Here is a 17,730-nt window from a genome sequence, read left to right on the forward strand (position 1 = left end):
AATTACTCTCCTTGCGGTGCGCTGTCAGGGGCGGGAGCTGGAGCTGGGGCAGGAGACTGCTCCGCCGCTTCGCCCGGCTGTGCCAGCAGGTTACGCACGCGCGTCTGCATCAGCTTCTCCAGAATCGGCTGGCTCTCCAGCTTATCCGGAACGTTCATGGTGATGTTCTGTTGGCTCAGCTTGTCCACCTCTTCGAGGAAAGCGGTAGTGGTGGCATCGTCGGTATCGTAGTAAGCGCGTACCCAGGTGGAGACATTATCCAGCGCCTGCTTGTAGGTCTCTTCCTGATGGCGAGGCACAGCCTGCGCGGCCACCAGCAGACGTGAACGCAGGTTCTCGCGCAGGTAGACGTCCTGATTCGGCGCGAGCAGCGGCACGGCGGTCTCATCGCGGCGGCGAACGGTGATAAAGCTGTCCATAAAGTTCTGCCAGCTTTTTTGCAGGTTGATGCGCCACTCGCTCAATGAGCTGGAGAGTTCGCTGCTGTCGGAATCCATCGGGGAGTCGTCGTCGTTATTATCTGCCAGACGCAGGTTATCGATCTGGTTCGACAGCTGATTCACTTTCAGGATGATGCCGTCATAATCCACCTGCGATACGGTCGACAGGCTGGCGATATCCGCAGTGAGTGCCCGGCGGGCAGTGATCAGGCTTGGGTCGTTCATGTCGCCCAGGCTGGCATCGGCGCTTTTCAGCAGCGCGGCAGCGGTGGTGACATCCTGATCGCTCCACAGCTTGCGCCCGGCCAGTTTGACCAGGAAATCAGCCTGCGCCAGCAGCCAGGTTTTGGCATCGGTACCGGAAATAGCCGCCACTTTTTGCTGCATTTCATCCAGCTGTTTGGTCAGCTCGTCCTGCTTACGGGTGGCGGCGGCCAGCTGATCGGCCTGCTGTTTGAGCACCCCATCCAGCTCGGCTTTTTGCGACTGCTGCGCCTGTTGCAGGGCGGTGATTTGCGTCACCAGTTCGTCGTTCGTGGCAACCTGATTGGTCGCTTGTTTTTTCACCAGTCCATACAGACCGACGCCAGCGGCCAGCGCAATGGCGATGGCAATCGCGCTTAACGCCAGACTGGTTTTATTGCTGCCATGCTTTTTCTCTGTCGTTTCTGGCTGTGGCGTGGTGTCCACAGTCTCCCTGGTCTCTTCAACCACGGCGGAGGATTTTTCTTGTTCCGTCATTATGGCTTCCCATTATGAGAGGTTATTGTAATGCGCGCAGCAGCGCATCGTTGTCGGCGTTATCAGCGATCCGAATATCTTGCCAGCCCAGTTCCCGGGCGAGGTTCGCCAGACGCTCACTGACGACCAGAAGCCGACAGCGGAGTAACCAGTTTTCACGATACCATTGTGGGATCAGCGACCAGAGGTGTTGCAACATTTCGCCGCTGGTCACCACAAGGGTAGTGACGCCGCGCAACTGCCAGCGCATCGCCTCTTCTGCACCGTCATAGTATTTATTACAACGTTGATAACATTCGCAAAATGTCACTTCTGCTCCGCGCTCGCGCAGCGTGTCGCCCAGCAGTTCCCGCCCACCGTTGCCGCGCAAAATCAGAATGCGCTTTCCCACAACGGTTTGTAATTCAGGTAATTGTAGCAACACTTCACTGGTTTCCCGATCCAGCGGATAGCGAATCTCTTTGCCACTTTCGGTATGCAGCGCCAGGGCGGTGGTTCTGCCGATAGCGAAATAGCGTGGCGCATCCGGCCAGCGCTGGCCTTCCTGCTGCAGCCGGGCGTGGGCAAATGCCACGGCATGTTGCGACAGGGCAAACAGCATGTCATCGGCCCGCAGCGCGGCAAGATGGCCCGCGAGCAGGGGAAGTTCCCGGCCCGGGGAAAACTCAATCAGCGGAAAGCTCCACGCCACCTGCCCCAGTGCGCGCAGACGGCTCACTAACTGATCTCCTGCGGGAGAAGGGCGGGTGACGAGAATACTCATGCCGGGGGTTCTCCATTATAGACATCCGCGAGAATTTCACGGGCGCCGTTATCCAGTAGCTCTTCCGCCAGCGAAATACCCAGCTGTTCGGCGTCCTGCGGTTTGCCGCGACGTTCGCCGCGTACCATCTGCGAACCGTCCGGCGCGCCAACCAGCGCGCGCAGCCACAGTTCGCCATCTGTTAATTCAGCATAGCTGCCAATCGGCACCTGACATCCCCCTTCCAGGCGGGTATTCATGGCGCGCTCCGCCTGCACGCGGATTGCGGTCTCGTCGTGATTGAGCGGTGCCAGCAGCGCATGGGTACGGGTATCGTCGAGCCGGCACTCAATGCCCACCGCGCCCTGGCCCACGGCCGGCAGCGACTGTTCCGGGGAGAGCGCCGCCTTGATACGCGACTCCAGGCCCAGGCGTTTCAGGCCAGCTACCGCCAGAATAATGGCGTCATATTCACCATTATCCAGCTTGCTCAGGCGGGTGCCGACGTTACCGCGCAGGGAGCGGATGATGAGATCCGGGCGATACTCGGCCAGCTGGCACTGGCGGCGTAAACTTGACGTGCCAACGATGCTCCCTTGTGGCAGAGCATCCAGGGAGTCGTAGTGATTCGAGACAAAGGCATCGCGTGGATCTTCCCGCTCGCAAATGGTGACCAGACCCAGCCCCTCAGGGAAATCAACCGGGACGTCCTTCATGGAGTGAACCGCGATATCGGCGCGACCTTCAAGCAGTGCCAGTTCAAGCTCTTTTACGAACAGACCTTTCCCGCCCACTTTCGCCAGCGGTGTATCAAGGATGACATCGCCGCGCGTCACCATCGGCACCAGCTCTACACGCAAACCTGCATGGCAGGCCTCAAGGCGCTGCTTAACATAATGTGCCTGCCAGAGCGCAAGGGGGCTTTGGCGTGTGGCAATTCTTAAAACATTGTCTAACATGCTTGTTACCGTCTTAATCGTCTGCTGACCATCCTAACATTGTTGTCTCAGGACTGTCAGGTTTACGGACGTAGAAGGGGTTCAGGACAGGGCAGCGATTCAGGTTGCCTGCTGCCGTATTCAGGAATTTACACGTTCAGAACGGTGCTACACTTGTATGTAGCGCATCTTTCTTTACGGTCAAACGGCAAGGTGTTAAATTGATCACGTTTTAGACCATTTTTTCGTCTCCATGACCATAAAGATAAGGGCGAAAAAGGGTGACGGCTACTTTCGAAATACTGTGAACGCGTAATCCTCGGTCTTGCTGAAGGTGAGCGCTTTCTGAACATCAGGCGATACGTCTTGTACCTCTATATTGAGACTCTGAAACAGCGACTGGATGCCATCAATCAACTGCGCGTCGATCGCGCGCTTGCTGCAATGGGACCTGCTTTCCAGCAGGTTTACAGTCTGCTGCCGACATTGTTGCATTATCACCATCCGCTGATGCCAGGTTACCTCGATGGTAACGTTCCCAAAGGCATCTGCCTTTTCACGCCTGATGATACCCAACAGCACTATCTGAAAGAGCTGGAACTCTATCGCGGTATGCCGGCGCAGGAGTCGCCAAAAGGCGAACTGCCTATCACCGGCGTCTACACCATGGGCAGCACCTCTTCGGTGGGGCAAAGCTGCTCGTCGGATCTCGATATCTGGGTCTGCCATCAATCCTGGCTTGATAATGAAGAACGTCAACTGCTGCAGCGTAAATGCAGCCTGCTGGAGAGCTGGGCGGCATCGCTCGGCGTGGAAGTCAGCTTCTTCCTGATTGATGAAAACCGTTTCCGCCATAATGAAAGCGGCAGTCTGGGGGGCGAAGACTGCGGCTCGACCCAGCACATCCTGTTGCTGGATGAATTTTACCGTACCGCCGTGCGCCTGGCCGGGAAGCGTATCCTGTGGAGTATGGTGCCGTGCGACGAAGAGGAGCATTACGACGATTACGTCATGAAGCTCTATGCCCAGGGTGTCCTGACGCCAAACGAGTGGCTGGACCTGGGGGGCTTAAGCTCGCTCTCTGCGGAAGAGTACTTTGGCGCCAGCCTGTGGCAGCTCTATAAAAGTATCGATTCCCCGTACAAAGCGGTGCTGAAAACGCTGCTGCTCGAAGCCTATTCCTGGGAATACCCAACCCCGCGCCTGCTGGCGAAAGACATTAAACAGCGTCTGCATGATGGCGAGATCGTCTCTTTCGGTCTTGATGCCTACTGCATGATGCTTGAGCGCGTCACCGAATACCTGAAAGCCATCGACGATCCGACCCGTCTCGATCTGGTCCGTCGATGTTTCTATCTTAAAGTTTGTGAGAAGCTCAGCCGCGAACGCGCCTGCGTCGGCTGGCGTCGTGAAGTGGTCAGTCAGTTAGTTAAAGAGTGGGGATGGGACGAAGAGCGCCTGTCGATGCTCGATAACCGCGCCAACTGGAAGATCGATCAGGTGCGTGAAGCGCACAACGAACTGCTCGATGCGATGATGCAGAGCTACCGTAACCTGATCCGCTTTGCCCGTCGTAACAACCTCAGCGTTTCCGCCAGCCCGCAGGACATCGGGGTGCTGACCCGTAAGCTGTACGCGGCGTTTGAAGCGCTGCCGGGTAAAGTGACGCTGGTGAACCCACAGATTTCGCCGGACCTGTCTGAACCGAACCTGACCTTTATCTATGTTCCACCGGGTCGTGCGAACCGTACCGGCTGGTATCTGTATAACCGCGCGCCGAGCATGGATTCGATCATCAGCCATCAGCCGCTGGAATATAACCGTTACCTGAACAAGCTGGTGGCGTGGGCCTGGTTCAACGGCCTGTTGACCTCCCGCACGCGTCTGTTTATTAAAGGTAACGAGATTGTCGATTTAGCCAAGCTGCAGGAAATGGTCGCCGATGTGTCGCACCACTTCCCGCTGCGTCTGCCTGCGCCTACGCCGAAAGCGCTATACAGTCCGTGCGAAATTCGCCATCTGGCGATTATCGTCAACCTGGAATATGACCCGACGGCGGCCTTCCGCAATCAGGTGGTCCATTTTGATTTCCGCAAGCTGGACGTCTTCAGCTTTGGCGAGCAGCAAAACTGCCTGGTGGGCAGCGTCGATCTGCTCTACCGCAACTCGTGGAACGAAGTGCGTACCCTGCACTTCAACGGCGAGCAGGCGATGATCGAAGCGCTGAAAACGATTCTCGGTAAAATGCACCAGGATGCCGCGCCGCCGGACAGCGTCGAGGTCTTCTGTTACAGCCAGCATCTGCGCGGCCTGATCCGTACCCGCGTACAGCAGCTGGTCTCTGAATGTATCGATCTGCGCCTCTCCAGTACCCGTCAGGAAACCGGGCGCTTTAAAGCGCTGCGCGTCTCCGGCCAGACCTGGGGCCTCTTCTTTGAACGTCTGAACGTCTCGGTGCAGAAGCTGGAAAACGCCATTGAGTTTTACGGCGCCATTTCGCACAACAAACTGCACGGTCTGTCGGTACAGGTTGAGACCAACCACGTTAAACTGCCGCAGGTGGTGGACGGCTTCGCCAGTGAAGGGATTATTCAGTTCTTCTTTGAGGAGACGGGGGAGGATGCCGGGTTCAATATCTACATCCTCGACGAAACCAACCGCGCCGAAGTGTATCACCACTGTGAAGGCAGCAAAGAGGAGCTGGTGCGCGACGTCAGCCGCTTCTACTCCTCTTCCCATGACCGCTTCACCTACGGCTCAAGTTTTATCAACTTCAACCTGCCGCAGTTCTATCAGATTGTGAAGGTGGATGGCCGTGCGCAGGTGATCCCGTTCCGCACCCAGGCGATTACCCCGGTCGTCCCTGACAGACAGGACGTCAGTACCCCGCTGTTGCAGCAGTATTTCTCCTGACGGCCATTGCCCGGTGGCGCTACGCTTACCGGGCCTACAAAGGCACGAACCCGTAGGCCGGATAAGCGAAGCGCCATCCGGCAAAACAGCCTTAGCGGAAGCTCACCTCTTCACCCGACTGCTGCGTCGCAGCCTGCTCAAGCAGATCCCAGAAGGTCTCACCGCTGCGATCGCAAATCCACTCGTCGCCTTTCAGGTCGAAGTGGTAGCCGCCCTGTTTGGTGGCGAGCCAGACCTGGTGAAGCGGCTCCTGGCGATTAATAATGATTTTGCTGCCGTTTTCGAAGCTGATGGTCAGCACGCCGCCGTTGATTTCACAATCGATGTCGCTGTCGCCATCCCAGTCATCCAGGCGTTCTTCGATGGTTTGCCACAGGTTATCGGCGAGGCGATGGAATTCACTGTCATTCATGGTTCTGTTCCTGTTTTTCGTGATGGCGGCAGTATAACGCTAAATAATTCCGGTTGCAGGTTAGCGGCAAACTCTTGCTTTTGTGCCTTCTCCTGCGATGATAGAAAACAGATTTGAACTTACAGGCAACATGATAATGAAAAACGTTTTTCGAACGCTTGCCGTTCTCCTTACGCTGTTTAGCCTGACCGGATGTGGTCTGAAAGGGCCGCTCTATTTCCCGCCAGCAGATGAAACCGCACCACCGCCGACCAAAAAAGTGGAAAGCCCAGTGCAAACCACGATGCCGGATCGTAACGATCGTGGCGATAACAACGGTCCAAGCCAGGTCAATTACTGACAAGCGCTCCTGTCCGCGCAATGGAGTAAATAATGCAGTTTTCTAAGATGCATGGCCTTGGCAATGACTTTATGGTCGTCGACGCGGTAACGCAGAATGTCTTCTTTTCCCCGGAGCTGATCCGCCGTCTGGCCGATCGGCACCTGGGGGTGGGGTTTGATCAGCTGCTGGTGGTTGAGCCGCCCTACGATCCGGATCTCGATTTTCACTATCGTATCTTTAATGCCGACGGCAGCGAAGTCTCCCAGTGCGGCAACGGCGCGCGCTGTTTTGCCCGTTTTGTCCGTCTGAAGGGGCTCACCAACAAGCGCGATATTCGCGTCAGCACCGCCAACGGACGGATGGTACTGAGCGTGACCGACGACGAGCTGGTGCGGGTGAATATGGGCGAGCCGAACTTCGAACCCTCGCAGGTGCCGTTCCGCGCCAACAAAGCGGAAAAGACCTATATCATGCGCGCGGCGGAACAGACAGTCTTGTGCGGCGTGGTCTCCATGGGGAACCCGCACTGCGTGATTCAGGTTGATGACGTGGCGACGGCGCCCGTCGAAACCCTCGGCCCGGTGCTGGAGAGCCATGAGCGTTTTCCGGAACGCGCCAACATTGGATTTATGCAGGTTCTCACCCGCGAACACATCCGTCTGCGCGTTTTTGAACGTGGCGCAGGCGAGACGCAGGCGTGCGGCAGCGGTGCCTGTGCGGCCGTTGCGGTGGGGATTACGCAGGGTTTACTGGCACCAGAGGTTCGCGTGGATTTACCAGGCGGGCGTCTCGATATCGCCTGGAAAGGCCCGGGCCAGCCGCTCTATATGACCGGCCCGGCGACACAAGTTTATGACGGGTTTATCCATCTATGAAACAACCAGGAGAAGAACTGCAGGAGACGCTGACGGCAATGGACGACCGGGCGGTTGTTGATTACCTGTTGCGCCATCCTGATTTCTTTATTCGCAATGCGCGTGTCGTTGAAGAGATGCGCGTCCCGCACCCGATCCGCGGCACGGTCTCGCTGGTTGAGTGGCATATGGCGCGCGCGCGCAACCATATAAACCATCTTGAAGAGAACATCTCCCTGCTGATGGAGCAGGCGAGCAGTAATGAAGGGCTGTTCTATCGCCTCCTGCACCTGCAATCCCGGCTGGCGTCGGCCAGCAGCCTGGACGAATTTCTTCTCCGTTTGCATCGCTGGGCGCGGGATCTGGGGCTGGCGGGTGCCACGATACGCCTCTTCCCGGACCGCTGGCGCATTGGCGCACCCTCACGTTTTACCCATCTGGCCCTGTCGCGTCAGGCGTTTGAGCCGCTGCGCATTCAGCGTATGGGACAAGCGGACCACTATCTTGGACAGCTGAATGGTCCTGAACTCCTGGTGGTGCTGCCAGAGGCCAAAGCCATCGGGTCGGTAGCCATGTCGCTGATGGGACGCGACGGCGAGCTTGGTGTAATGCTGTTTACCAGCCGCGATCCGCATCATTACCAGCAGGGACAAGGCACACAGCTGCTGCAGGAAATTGCGCAGATGCTGCCCGAGCTGCTGGAGCGCTGGATTGAACGCGTATGACGGACGCTCAGCTGGCACCTGCCGTTACCCGTTTTCTGCGCTATCTGGGCGTTGAGCGCCAGCTCAGCCCGATCACCCTGTTGAACTATCAGCGTCAGCTTGATGCCATCATGCAGTTAGCCGATGAAATCGGCCTGACGAGCTGGCAACAATGTGATGCCGCCACGGTGCGCACGTTTGCCGTGCGCAGCCGCCGTAAAGGGCTAGGCCCGGCCAGCCTTGCGCTTCGGCTCTCGGCACTGCGCAGCTTCTTTGACTGGCTGGTCAGCCAGGGCGAACTCAGCGCCAATCCGGCCAAAGGGATCGCCGCCCCGAAAGCGCCGCGCCATCTGCCCAAAAATATCGACGTGGATGACGTTAACCGCCTGCTGGATATCGATCTCAACGATCCGCTGGCGGTGCGTGACCGCGCCATGCTGGAAGTGATGTACGGCGCCGGCCTGCGTCTTTCCGAGCTGGTTAACCTGGATATCAAACATCTCGATCTGGATACCGGGGAAGTGTGGGTGATGGGCAAAGGCAGCAAAGAGCGGCGCTTGCCCATTGGCCGCAATGCCGTGGTGTGGATTGAGCACTGGCTCGATCTGCGCGGCTTGTTTGGTACCGAAGAGGAGGCGCTCTTCCTCTCGAAGCTCGGCAAGCGCATCTCGGCGCGTAACGTGCAAAAACGGTTTGCCGAGTGGGGGATTAAGCAGGGGCTGAACAGCCATGTCCATCCCCATAAACTGCGCCATTCGTTCGCCACCCACATGCTGGAGTCCAGCGGTGACCTGCGTGGCGTCCAGGAGCTGCTGGGCCACGCCAACTTGTCCACCACCCAAATCTATACCCATCTCGATTTTCAACACCTTGCCTCGGTGTACGACGCGGCGCATCCACGCGCCAAACGGGGGAAATAATGCGTTTTTATCGTCCATTAGGCCAAATCTCTGCCCTGACGTTTGACCTTGATGACACCCTTTACGACAACCGTCAGGTGATCCTGCGAACCGAGCAGGAAGCACTGGCCTTTGTACAAAACTATCATCCGGCGTTAAAAGCGCTGGAAAACAAAGAGTTTCACCGTCTTCGCCAGGCGTTACGGCAGACCGAGCCGGAAATCTATCACGATGTGACGGAATGGCGCCGTCGGGCCGTTGAGCTGGCTATGCTCAACGCGGGTCTGACCGCTGCCGAGGCCGCGCTTGGCGCAGAAGCCTCGATGGCGCACTTCGCGACATGGCGCAGCCGTATCGACGTCCCGCAGGAGACGCACGACACGCTGGCTGCGCTTGCCGAAAAGTGGCCGCTGGTGGCTATCACCAACGGCAATGCCCAGCCGGAACTGTTCGGCCTTGGCGACTACTTCCAGTTTGTGCTGCGCGCAGGCCCGCATGGGCGCTCGAAGCCCTTTAACGATATGTACCATCTGGCGGCGGAGAAGCTCGACCTGCCGCTGGGGAATATTCTTCACGTGGGCGATGACCTGACCACCGATGTTGCTGGGGCGATCCGCTGCGGCATGCAGGCCTGCTGGATCAAGCCTGAAAATGCCGATCTGATGACTACGCTGGACAGCCGTCTGCTGCCGCACCTGGAAATTTCACGGTTGGCATCCCTCACCACGCTGATATAATCACCAGTAATATTGTATAAATTACCAGGGTTTTGCGGTCGAAGGCCCGGTAAGCGAAGCGCCAGCGGGCGTTTTGCAGTGTTCCTGATTACTACGTGACGGTGCCAATGGACGTTTCTTACCTGCTCGACAGCCTCAATGACAAACAGCGTGACGCGGTTGCCGCGACGCGCACCAACATGCTGGTACTGGCTGGGGCGGGCAGTGGTAAGACACGCGTGCTGGTGCACCGTATTGCCTGGCTGCAGAGCGTGGAGAACTGTTCGCCATACTCCATTATGGCGGTGACCTTCACCAACAAAGCGGCGGCGGAGATGCGCCACCGTATCGCCCAGCTGATGGGCACCAGCCAGGGCGGCATGTGGGTGGGTACCTTCCACGGGCTGGCGCACCGCCTGCTGCGTGCGCACCACCTGGACGCTAACCTGCCGCAGGACTTTCAGATCCTCGACAGCGAAGACCAGCTGCGTCTCCTGAAGCGCCTGATCAAGGCGATGAACCTCGACGAGAAGCAGTGGCCGCCGCGTCAGGCGATGTGGTACATCAACAGCCAGAAAGACGAAGGGCTGCGTCCGCACCATATCCAGAGCTTTGGTAACCCGATAGAGCAGACCTGGCAGAAGGTCTACCAGGCCTACCAGGAAGCCTGCGATCGCGCAGGACTGGTAGATTTTGCCGAGCTGCTGTTGCGCGCTCATGAACTGTGGCTCAACAAACCGCATATTCTGCAGCACTATCGCGAACGCTTTACCAACATCCTGGTCGATGAATTCCAGGATACCAACAACATTCAGTATGCCTGGATCCGCCTGCTGGCGGGCGACTCCAGCAAAGTGATGATCGTCGGCGACGACGACCAGTCGATCTACGGCTGGCGCGGCGCGCAGGTCGAGAACATCCAGCGCTTCCTGAAGGATTTCCCGGGCGCAGAGACCATTCGCCTGGAACAGAACTACCGCTCCACCAACAACATTCTGAGCGCCGCCAACGCCCTGATTGAAAATAACAACGGGCGCCTGGGCAAAAAGCTCTGGACCGAGGGCATCGACGGCGAGCCGATCTCCCTCTACTGCGCCTTTAACGAGCTGGATGAAGCCCGCTTTGTGGTCAACCGGATCAAAACCTGGCAGGACAACGGCGGGGCGCTGGAGCAATGCGCCATCCTCTATCGCAGTAACGCCCAGTCGCGTGTGCTGGAAGAGGCGCTGCTACAGGCCAGCATGCCCTACCGCATCTACGGCGGCATGCGCTTCTTCGAACGTCAGGAGATCAAAGACGCGCTCTCCTATCTGCGTCTGATCGCCAATCGCAACGACGACGCAGCCTTCGAGCGCGTGGTCAACACGCCAACCCGCGGCATCGGCGATCGCACCCTCGACGTGGTGCGTCAGACCTCCCGGGATCGCCAGCTGACGCTGTGGCAGGCGTGTCGCGAGCTGCTGCAGGAGCGAGCGCTTGCCGGACGCGCAGCCAGTGCGCTGCAGCGCTTCCTGGAGCTGATCGAAGCTCTGGCCCAGGAAACCGCCGACATGCCGTTGCACGTTCAGACCGACCGGGTGATCAAAGACTCCGGCCTGCGCATGATGTATGAGCAGGAGAAAGGCGAGAAAGGCCAGACCCGTATCGAGAACTTAGAGGAGCTGGTGACCGCCACGCGTCAGTTCAGCTACAACGAAGAAGATGAAGACCTGATGCCGCTGCAGGCGTTCCTGTCCCATGCCGCGCTGGAAGCGGGCGAAGGGCAGGCCGACACCTGGCAGGACGCGGTGCAGCTGATGACCCTCCACTCGGCCAAAGGTCTGGAGTTCCCGCAGGTATTTATCGTCGGCATGGAAGAGGGGATGTTCCCGAGCCAGATGTCGCTGGATGAGGGCGGACGTCTGGAGGAGGAGCGTCGTCTGGCCTATGTGGGCGTGACCCGCGCGATGCAAAAGCTGACCCTGACCTATGCCGAAACCCGCCGTCTGTACGGCAAAGAGGTCTATCACCGCCCGTCACGCTTTGTCGGCGAGCTGCCGGAGGAGTGTGTGGAAGAGGTACGCCTGCGCGCAAGCATCAGCCGCCCGGTGAGCCATCAGCGTCTGGGGATGCCGGTCTCGGAAAGCGACAGCGGCTTTAAGCTGGGCCAGCGCGTTCGCCATGCCAAATTTGGCGAAGGCACCATCGTCAATCTGGAAGGCAGTGGCGAGCACAGCCGTCTGCAGGTGGCGTTCCAGGGGCAGGGCATCAAATGGCTTGTGGCCGCTTACGCCAGGCTGGAAACCGTGTAACTTTCAGAAAAATATCACTATTTTGTAACTGTCTGCTAGCCTTATATGTATAAGGCTATTTATTACCCTTCAGCGTTCCGTTGCGAGTTGACGCCGCCGTGACTGCTGGCGTAACATGCGCGCACGATTACGCTAAGAGGACATTCGCCTTGGACACACCCAGTAGATACTGGCTCAATTCCCTGTCATCCAGGAACAACTCCTAAGGCTATCTCCTCACGCTGATGGCCTTAGTGGTTGTCAGCGACACTTCTTCCCGTCGCGCTGAGTCAGGCTGTTTAATGGTCTGAAACCCAAATTGTTTCTGTGTGCCCACCGAACTGTCCGATATTTTTTGCATTGGGAGTCCCGGTCATGCTGAGCGCATTTCAACTGGAAAAAAACCGACTGATTCGGCTTGAAGCTGAAGAGTCACAACCCCTCATTGATGCCGTTTGGGTGGATCTGGTCGAACCGGATGACGACGAACGCCTGCGCGTACAATCTGAGCTCGGACAAAGCCTGGCCACCCGCCCGGAACTGGAAGACATCGAAGCATCGGCCCGTTTCTTTGAAGACGAAGACGGCCTGCATATTCACTCCTTTTTCTTCTTTGAAGATGCCGAAGATCACGCCGGTAACTCCACCGTCGCATTCACCATCCGCGATGGCCGCCTGTTTACCCTGCGCGAGCGTGAACTGCCTGCGTTCCGCCTCTACCGTATGCGTGCCCGTAACCAGGCGATGGTGGACGGCAACGCCTATGAGCTGCTGCTTGACCTGTTTGAAACCAAAATCGAACAGCTGGCGGATGAGATTGAGAACATCTACAGCGATCTGGAAGAGCTGAGCCGGGTGATCATGGAAGGGCATCAGGGCGATGAGTACGATGAAGCGCTGTCAACGCTGGCAGAGCTGGAAGATATCGGCTGGAAAGTCCGTCTGTGTCTGATGGATACCCAGCGCGCGCTGAACTTCCTGGTGCGCAAGGCGCGTCTGCCGGGTGGGCAGCTGGAGCAGGCGCGTGAGATCCTCCGCGATATCGAATCCCTGCTGCCGCACAACGAATCCCTGTTCCAGAAGGTGAACTTCCTGATGCAGGCGGCGATGGGCTTTATCAACATCGAGCAGAACCGCATCATCAAGATCTTCTCGGTGGTTTCGGTGGTCTTCCTGCCGCCTACCTTAGTGGCGTCCAGCTACGGGATGAACTTCGAGTTTATGCCGGAGCTGAAGTGGAGCTTTGGCTACCCGGGGGCGATTGTCTTTATGGTGCTTGCCGGGCTGGCGCCGTATCTCTACTTCAAGCGCCGTAACTGGTTGTGAGTGTTGCGCCCGGTGGCGCTACGCTTACCGGGCCTGGAAAAGCGCGAACCCGTAGGCCGGATAAGCGAAGCGCCATCCGGCAAAAAAGCACTACAGCCCTCTGCGCGTCCTGCGCTGGGTATAAATCGCATCCGCCACAAACACCGCCAGCGCCACCCAGATAAACGCAAAGGTCACCATCTTATCTGCCCCCGGTACTTCACCGTAGAACAGCACCGCCAGCAGGAACATCAGCGTCGGGCCGATATACTGGAAGAAGCCCAGCGTTGACAGGCGCAAGCGCGTTGCCGCACCGGTAAAGCAGAGCAGCGGGATGGTCGTGACCACACCGGCGGCCATCAGCATCACGTTCAGCGTCCACGGGTTGCTGCCCATATGGCTGGTGCTGCTGTCGGCGATAGCAAACAGATAAATGGCGGCCACTGGCAGCAGCCACAGGGTTTCAAACAGCATCCCGGTTTGCGCTTCGACGGCGATTTTTTTACGTACCAGACCATAAAAGGCGAAGCTGAACGCCAGCCCCAGAGCGATGATCGGCAGCGAGCCAAAGGTCCACAGCTGAACCAGCACGCCACAAAAGGCGAGAAGCACCGCCAGCCACTGCATCCGACGGAAGCGCTCGCCGAGGAACAACATCCCCAGCACGATATTCACCAGCGGGTTAATGAAATAGCCGAGGCTCGCCTCCAGCATATGCTGGTTGTTCACCGCCCAGATGAACAGCAACCAGTTGCCGCCAATCAATACGGCGGAGAGCGCCAGCAGGAAAATTTTCTTAGGCGTTTGCAGAAGCGTTTTCACCCCTGACCACTGACGGCTTACGCTCATCAGGGCCACCATAAAGAAAAACGACCAGATCACGCGGTGAGTGAGAATTTCATCGGCAGGAACGTAGTGAATCAGCTTGAAGTAGGCGGGCGCGATACCCCAGATAAAATAAGCGGCAAGCGCGAGTAAAACGCCCTGCCGCGTCTGTTTAGCATCCATCAGGAAAATCCGTTACAAATATGTCACGCAATTTTACCTGATTTTACCCTCTCAACCCACCATATAAGTGGCAGTTGCGCTGGCGATATAGAGCTGCTCTTCGTTATGCAGTTCCACGCGGGCGACGGCGACTTTATTGCCTGCACGCAGCAGGCTGCTGCTGGCGGTGAAGCGATTGCCGCGACCCGGACGCAGATAATCGACGCGCAGGTCGATGGTTCCCATTCGCGACAGGCGCTGGCGCAGCTCATCTTCGTTAATGGTGTCGTGGCGGGTCAGGGTGCTGCCAACGCAGACCAGACCGGCTGCAACGTCGAGGGCGGAGGCAATAACGCCGCCATGCAGAATGCTTTGAGCCCAGTTACCGACCATCATTGGCTGATTGTTAAAGCTCAGTTGGGCGAAATCTTTTTCGTAGCGCTCAAGCTCCAGCCCCAGAGCACGGTTGAACGGCATGTGGTAGACGAAAATCTCGCCGACAAGCTTCAGCGCTTCTTCGGCAGTAAGCGTGGCAGACATAACACGTCACATCCTTATTGTTAAAAGAATGTTGATTTTATGCCCCATCAAATTGAATTGCCAGATTCGGAGCACAGGTGAAGCCACTCATCATTAAATATGCTAAAAGGGATCAAAATATTTCTCATTAAAACGCTTTGCAGGAGAGCAACACCGATGCGGACATATCAGGCCGTACTCATGGCGGCGGCTGCGCTGCCTCTTTCGGCATTTGCGCAGGACGCGACAACTCAGGAGGTGCCTGCCGTGCGGGGCAGCATCATCGCTAACCTGTTGGAGGAGCACGATAATCCTTTTACGCTCTATCCTTACGACAGCAATTACCTGATCTATACCGTGACCAGCGACCTCAATAAAGAGGCGATCAAAACCTATGACTGGGCCGACGATTCGCAGAAAGATGAGGTGAAATTCCAGCTGAGTCTCGCCTTCCCGCTGTGGCGCGGGATTCTGGGGCAGAATTCCATTCTGGGCGCCTCCTATACGCAGAAGTCATGGTGGCAGTTATCTAACAGCGATGAATCGTCGCCGTTCCGTGAGACCAACTACGAGCCGCAGCTGTTCCTTGGCTTCGCCACCGACTACTCGCTGGCGGGCTGGACGCTGCGGGACGTGGAATTTGGCTACAACCATCAATCCAACGGTCGCTCCGATCCCACCTCGCGCAGCTGGAACCGTATCTATAGCCGCCTGATGGCGCAGAACGGCAACTGGCTGGTGGAGGTGAAGCCCTGGTATGTAGTGGGTAACATCGACGATAACCCGGATATCACCAAATACATGGGCTACTACCAGCTGCGGGTGGGCTATCAGCTGGGCGAAGCGGTGCTGAGTGTGAAAGGGCAGTACAACTGGAACACCGGCTATGGCGGCGCAGAGATGGGCGTCAGCTACCCGCTGACCAAACATGTTCGTCTGTATACCCAGGTCTACAGCGGCTATGGCGAATCCCTCATCGACTACAACTTCAACCAGACCCGCGTGGGTGTGGGCGTGATGCTGAACGATCTTTTCTAGCCTCCTCGAATGTTTTTCTCTTAAACGTTGAAGTTTCTCTCGCAGGCGCTGAAAATAGCGCCTGTTTTAATTTCGGGCAAATGGGGTTGATGTGGTGCAGGCGGAAGTCGTTAATCAGGAGTCGCTGGCTAAACAGGTTTTGCATGAAACCTTTGGCTATCACCAGTTCCGCCCGGGCCAGGAAACCATCATCAACACGGCCCTTGAGGGGCGTGACTGTCTGGTGGTCATGCCGACAGGCGGCGGTAAATCGCTGTGCTATCAGGTTCCCGCGCTGGTACTGAATGGCCTGACGGTGGTGGTTTCACCGCTGATCTCGCTGATGAAAGACCAGGTCGACCAGCTGCTGGCGAACGGCGTGGCGGCGGCCTGCCTCAACTCTACCCAGACCCGCGAGCAGCAGCAGGAGGTGATGGCCGGGTGCCGCACCGGGCAGGTTCGTCTGCTCTATATCGCTCCGGAGCGTCTGATGCTGGATAACTTCCTTGAGCATCTGGCGCACTGGAACCCGGTACTGCTGGCGGTAGACGAAGCGCACTGTATCTCCCAGTGGGGGCATGATTTCCGCCCGGAGTATGCCGCCCTCGGTCAGCTGCGTCAGCGCTTCCCGTCGGTGCCGTTTATGGCCCTTACCGCTACCGCCGACGACACCACCCGGCAGGATATTGTCCGTCTGCTGGGGCTCAACGATCCGCTGATCCAGGTCAGCAGCTTCGACCGCCCGAATATCCGCTATATGCTGATGGAGAAATTTAAGCCCCTCGATCAGCTCCTGCGCTACGTCCAGGAGCAGCGCGGTAAATCCGGCATTATCTATTGCAACAGCCGGGCGAAGGTTGAAGACACCGCCGCCCGTCTGCAAAGCCGCGGCTTCAGCGCCGCGGCCTATCATGCGGGGCTGGAAAACCACATCCGTGCCGACGTGCAGGAGAAATTCCAGCGCGACGATCTGCAAATTGTGGTGGCGACCGTCGCCTTCGGTATGGGTATCAACAAGCCGAACGTGCGCTTTGTGGTGCATTTCGACATTCCGCGCAATATCGAATCCTACTACCAGGAGACAGGCCGTGCCGGGCGTGACGGCCTGCCCGCCGAGGCGATGCTCTTCTACGATCCGGCGGATATGGCCTGGCTACGTCGCTGTCTGGAAGAGAAACCGCAGGGGCAGTTGCAGGATATCGAGCGTCACAAGCTCAACGCGATGGGCGCCTTTGCCGAAGCGCAAACCTGTCGCCGTCTGGTGCTGCTGAACTATTTTGGCGAGGGGCGCCAGGAGTCGTGCGGCAACTGCGATATCTGCCTCGACCCGCCGAAGCAGTATGACGGGCTGATGGACGCCCGCAAGGCGCTCTCCACCATTGGCCGCGTCAATCAGCGCTTCGGGATGGGCTACGTGGTGGAAGTGCTGCGCGGCGCCAACAATCAGCGCATCCGCGAGATGGGGCATGACAAGCTGCCGGTGTATGGCATTGGCCGCGATCAGAGCCATGAGCACTGGGTCAGCGTGATCCGCCAGCTTATCCACCTGGGCTTTGCCACCCAGAACATTGCCCAGCACTCCGCGCTGCAGCTCACCGAAGCCGCCCGTCCGGTGCTGCGCGGCGAAGTCGAATTGCAGCTCGCCGTGCCGCGCGTGGTGGCGCTGAAACCGCGTGTGATGCAGAAATCCTACGGCGGCAACTATGACCGTAAGCTGTTTGCCAAGCTGCGTAAGCTGCGCAAAGCCATCGCCGACGAAGAGAATATCCCACCTTATGTGGTGTTCAACGATGCCACGCTGATTGAGATGGCCGAGCAGATGCCGCTTAGCGCCAGCGAAATGCTCAGCGTCAACGGCGTGGGCACCCGCAAACTGGAGCGCTTCGGCAAAGAGTTTATGGCGCTTATTCGTTCTCATACCGATGGTGATGATGAGGAGTAGTCAGCCCGG

General features: G+C 57.8%; 17 protein-coding genes. 11 read left to right on the forward strand and 6 right to left on the reverse strand.

Features of this window, described 5'->3' with window-relative positions; translation table 11 throughout:
• Positions 1 to 2 precede the first annotated feature (2 nt).
• The 3 genes from hemX to hemC are packed head-to-tail and all read right to left on the reverse strand — an operon-like array spanning position 3 to position 2,882.
• Positions 3 to 1,181: a uroporphyrinogen-III C-methyltransferase gene (gene hemX, locus ACT3IC_RS10505; protein ID WP_159340424.1), complete on the reverse strand. Its 1,179-nt coding sequence runs from the start codon at positions 1,179 to 1,181 to the stop codon at positions 3 to 5.
• Between the two features lie 22 nt (positions 1,182 to 1,203).
• The gene (gene hemD, locus ACT3IC_RS10510) at positions 1,204 to 1,944 is read right to left on the reverse strand and encodes a uroporphyrinogen-III synthase (protein WP_159340425.1); all 741 of its coding nucleotides are present in this window, start codon (positions 1,942 to 1,944) and stop codon (positions 1,204 to 1,206) included.
• Positions 1,941 to 2,882 carry a hydroxymethylbilane synthase gene (gene hemC / locus ACT3IC_RS10515; protein WP_103177450.1) on the reverse strand — a complete coding sequence of 314 codons (942 nt, stop codon included), beginning with the start codon at positions 2,880 to 2,882 and terminating at the stop codon, positions 1,941 to 1,943. The genes hemD and hemC overlap by 4 nt, the downstream gene beginning before the upstream one ends.
• Before the next feature lie 345 nt (positions 2,883 to 3,227).
• On the opposite strand from hemC, the gene cyaA reads away from it, so the two are divergent.
• On the forward strand, positions 3,228 to 5,774 hold the full coding sequence (cyaA, locus tag ACT3IC_RS10520) for a class I adenylate cyclase (RefSeq protein WP_159340426.1): 2,547 nt from the start codon (positions 3,228 to 3,230) through the stop codon (positions 5,772 to 5,774).
• Positions 5,775 to 5,865: 91 nt separating this feature from the next.
• Here the strand turns inward: cyaA and cyaY are convergent, their stop codons facing one another.
• Complete coding sequence (gene cyaY, locus ACT3IC_RS10525; RefSeq protein WP_103177447.1) at positions 5,866 to 6,186, reverse strand: iron donor protein CyaY; 321 nt, start codon at positions 6,184 to 6,186, stop codon at positions 5,866 to 5,868.
• A 136-nt stretch (positions 6,187 to 6,322) separates the two neighbouring features.
• On the opposite strand from cyaY, the gene lptM reads away from it, so the two are divergent.
• The 8 genes from lptM to corA all read left to right on the forward strand — a co-directional run bounded on the left by lptM (position 6,323) and on the right by corA (position 13,277).
• Entirely contained in the window at positions 6,323 to 6,526 is a 204-nt protein-coding gene (gene lptM / locus ACT3IC_RS10530; protein WP_103177446.1) for an LPS translocon maturation chaperone LptM, read from the forward strand.
• A gap of 32 nt (positions 6,527 to 6,558) precedes the next feature.
• Positions 6,559 to 7,383 carry a diaminopimelate epimerase gene (dapF, locus tag ACT3IC_RS10535; RefSeq protein ID WP_114388254.1) on the forward strand — a complete coding sequence of 275 codons (825 nt, stop codon included), beginning with the start codon at positions 6,559 to 6,561 and terminating at the stop codon, positions 7,381 to 7,383.
• Positions 7,380 to 8,087 (forward strand): DUF484 domain-containing protein, encoded by a 708-nt coding sequence (locus ACT3IC_RS10540; RefSeq protein WP_103177444.1) that lies wholly within the window; start codon positions 7,380 to 7,382, stop codon positions 8,085 to 8,087. The genes dapF and ACT3IC_RS10540 overlap by 4 nt, the downstream gene beginning before the upstream one ends.
• A complete protein-coding gene (gene xerC, locus ACT3IC_RS10545) occupies positions 8,084 to 8,986 on the forward strand; it encodes a tyrosine recombinase XerC (protein ID WP_156655353.1) in 903 nt (300 codons plus the stop codon). The genes ACT3IC_RS10540 and xerC overlap by 4 nt, the downstream gene beginning before the upstream one ends.
• Complete coding sequence (gene yigB / locus ACT3IC_RS10550; RefSeq protein ID WP_103177442.1) at positions 8,986 to 9,702, forward strand: 5-amino-6-(5-phospho-D-ribitylamino)uracil phosphatase YigB; 717 nt, start codon at positions 8,986 to 8,988, stop codon at positions 9,700 to 9,702. Before xerC ends, yigB begins: the two co-directional genes overlap by 1 nt.
• A 107-nt stretch (positions 9,703 to 9,809) precedes the next feature.
• Positions 9,810 to 11,972, forward strand: coding sequence for a DNA helicase II (gene uvrD / locus ACT3IC_RS10555; protein ID WP_473477392.1), 2,163 nt, complete (start codon positions 9,810 to 9,812; stop codon positions 11,970 to 11,972).
• A 149-nt stretch (positions 11,973 to 12,121) separates the two neighbouring features.
• A complete protein-coding gene (gene ysgD, locus ACT3IC_RS10560; protein ID WP_212743980.1) occupies positions 12,122 to 12,178 on the forward strand; it encodes a YsgD/CorL family protein in 57 nt (18 codons plus the stop codon).
• Positions 12,179 to 12,326: 148 nt separating this feature from the next.
• The gene (gene corA / locus ACT3IC_RS10565) at positions 12,327 to 13,277 is read left to right on the forward strand and encodes a magnesium/cobalt transporter CorA (RefSeq protein WP_039031208.1); all 951 of its coding nucleotides are present in this window, start codon (positions 12,327 to 12,329) and stop codon (positions 13,275 to 13,277) included.
• A 90-nt stretch (positions 13,278 to 13,367) separates the two neighbouring features.
• On the opposite strand, the gene rarD is transcribed toward corA, so the two are convergent.
• Positions 13,368 to 14,264, reverse strand: a complete 897-nt coding sequence (rarD, locus tag ACT3IC_RS10570) for an EamA family transporter RarD (protein ID WP_114316424.1) — start codon at positions 14,262 to 14,264, stop codon at positions 13,368 to 13,370.
• Between the two features lie 51 nt (positions 14,265 to 14,315).
• Positions 14,316 to 14,783, reverse strand: a complete 468-nt coding sequence (gene yigI / locus ACT3IC_RS10575; protein WP_103177439.1) for an acyl-CoA thioesterase YigI — start codon at positions 14,781 to 14,783, stop codon at positions 14,316 to 14,318.
• Between the two features lie 156 nt (positions 14,784 to 14,939).
• Between yigI and pldA the strand changes: the two genes are divergently transcribed.
• Together pldA and recQ are read left to right on the forward strand one after the other, a co-directional pair.
• Positions 14,940 to 15,800: a phospholipase A gene (pldA, locus tag ACT3IC_RS10580; protein WP_103177438.1), complete on the forward strand. Its 861-nt coding sequence runs from the start codon at positions 14,940 to 14,942 to the stop codon at positions 15,798 to 15,800.
• Between the two features lie 91 nt (positions 15,801 to 15,891).
• Complete coding sequence (recQ, locus tag ACT3IC_RS10585; RefSeq protein WP_103825341.1) at positions 15,892 to 17,721, forward strand: ATP-dependent DNA helicase RecQ; 1,830 nt, start codon at positions 15,892 to 15,894, stop codon at positions 17,719 to 17,721.
• Positions 17,722 to 17,730: the final 9 nt, after the last annotated feature.

The sequence above is a fragment of the Leclercia sp. GHBNCSD genome (genome assembly GCF_055805075.1).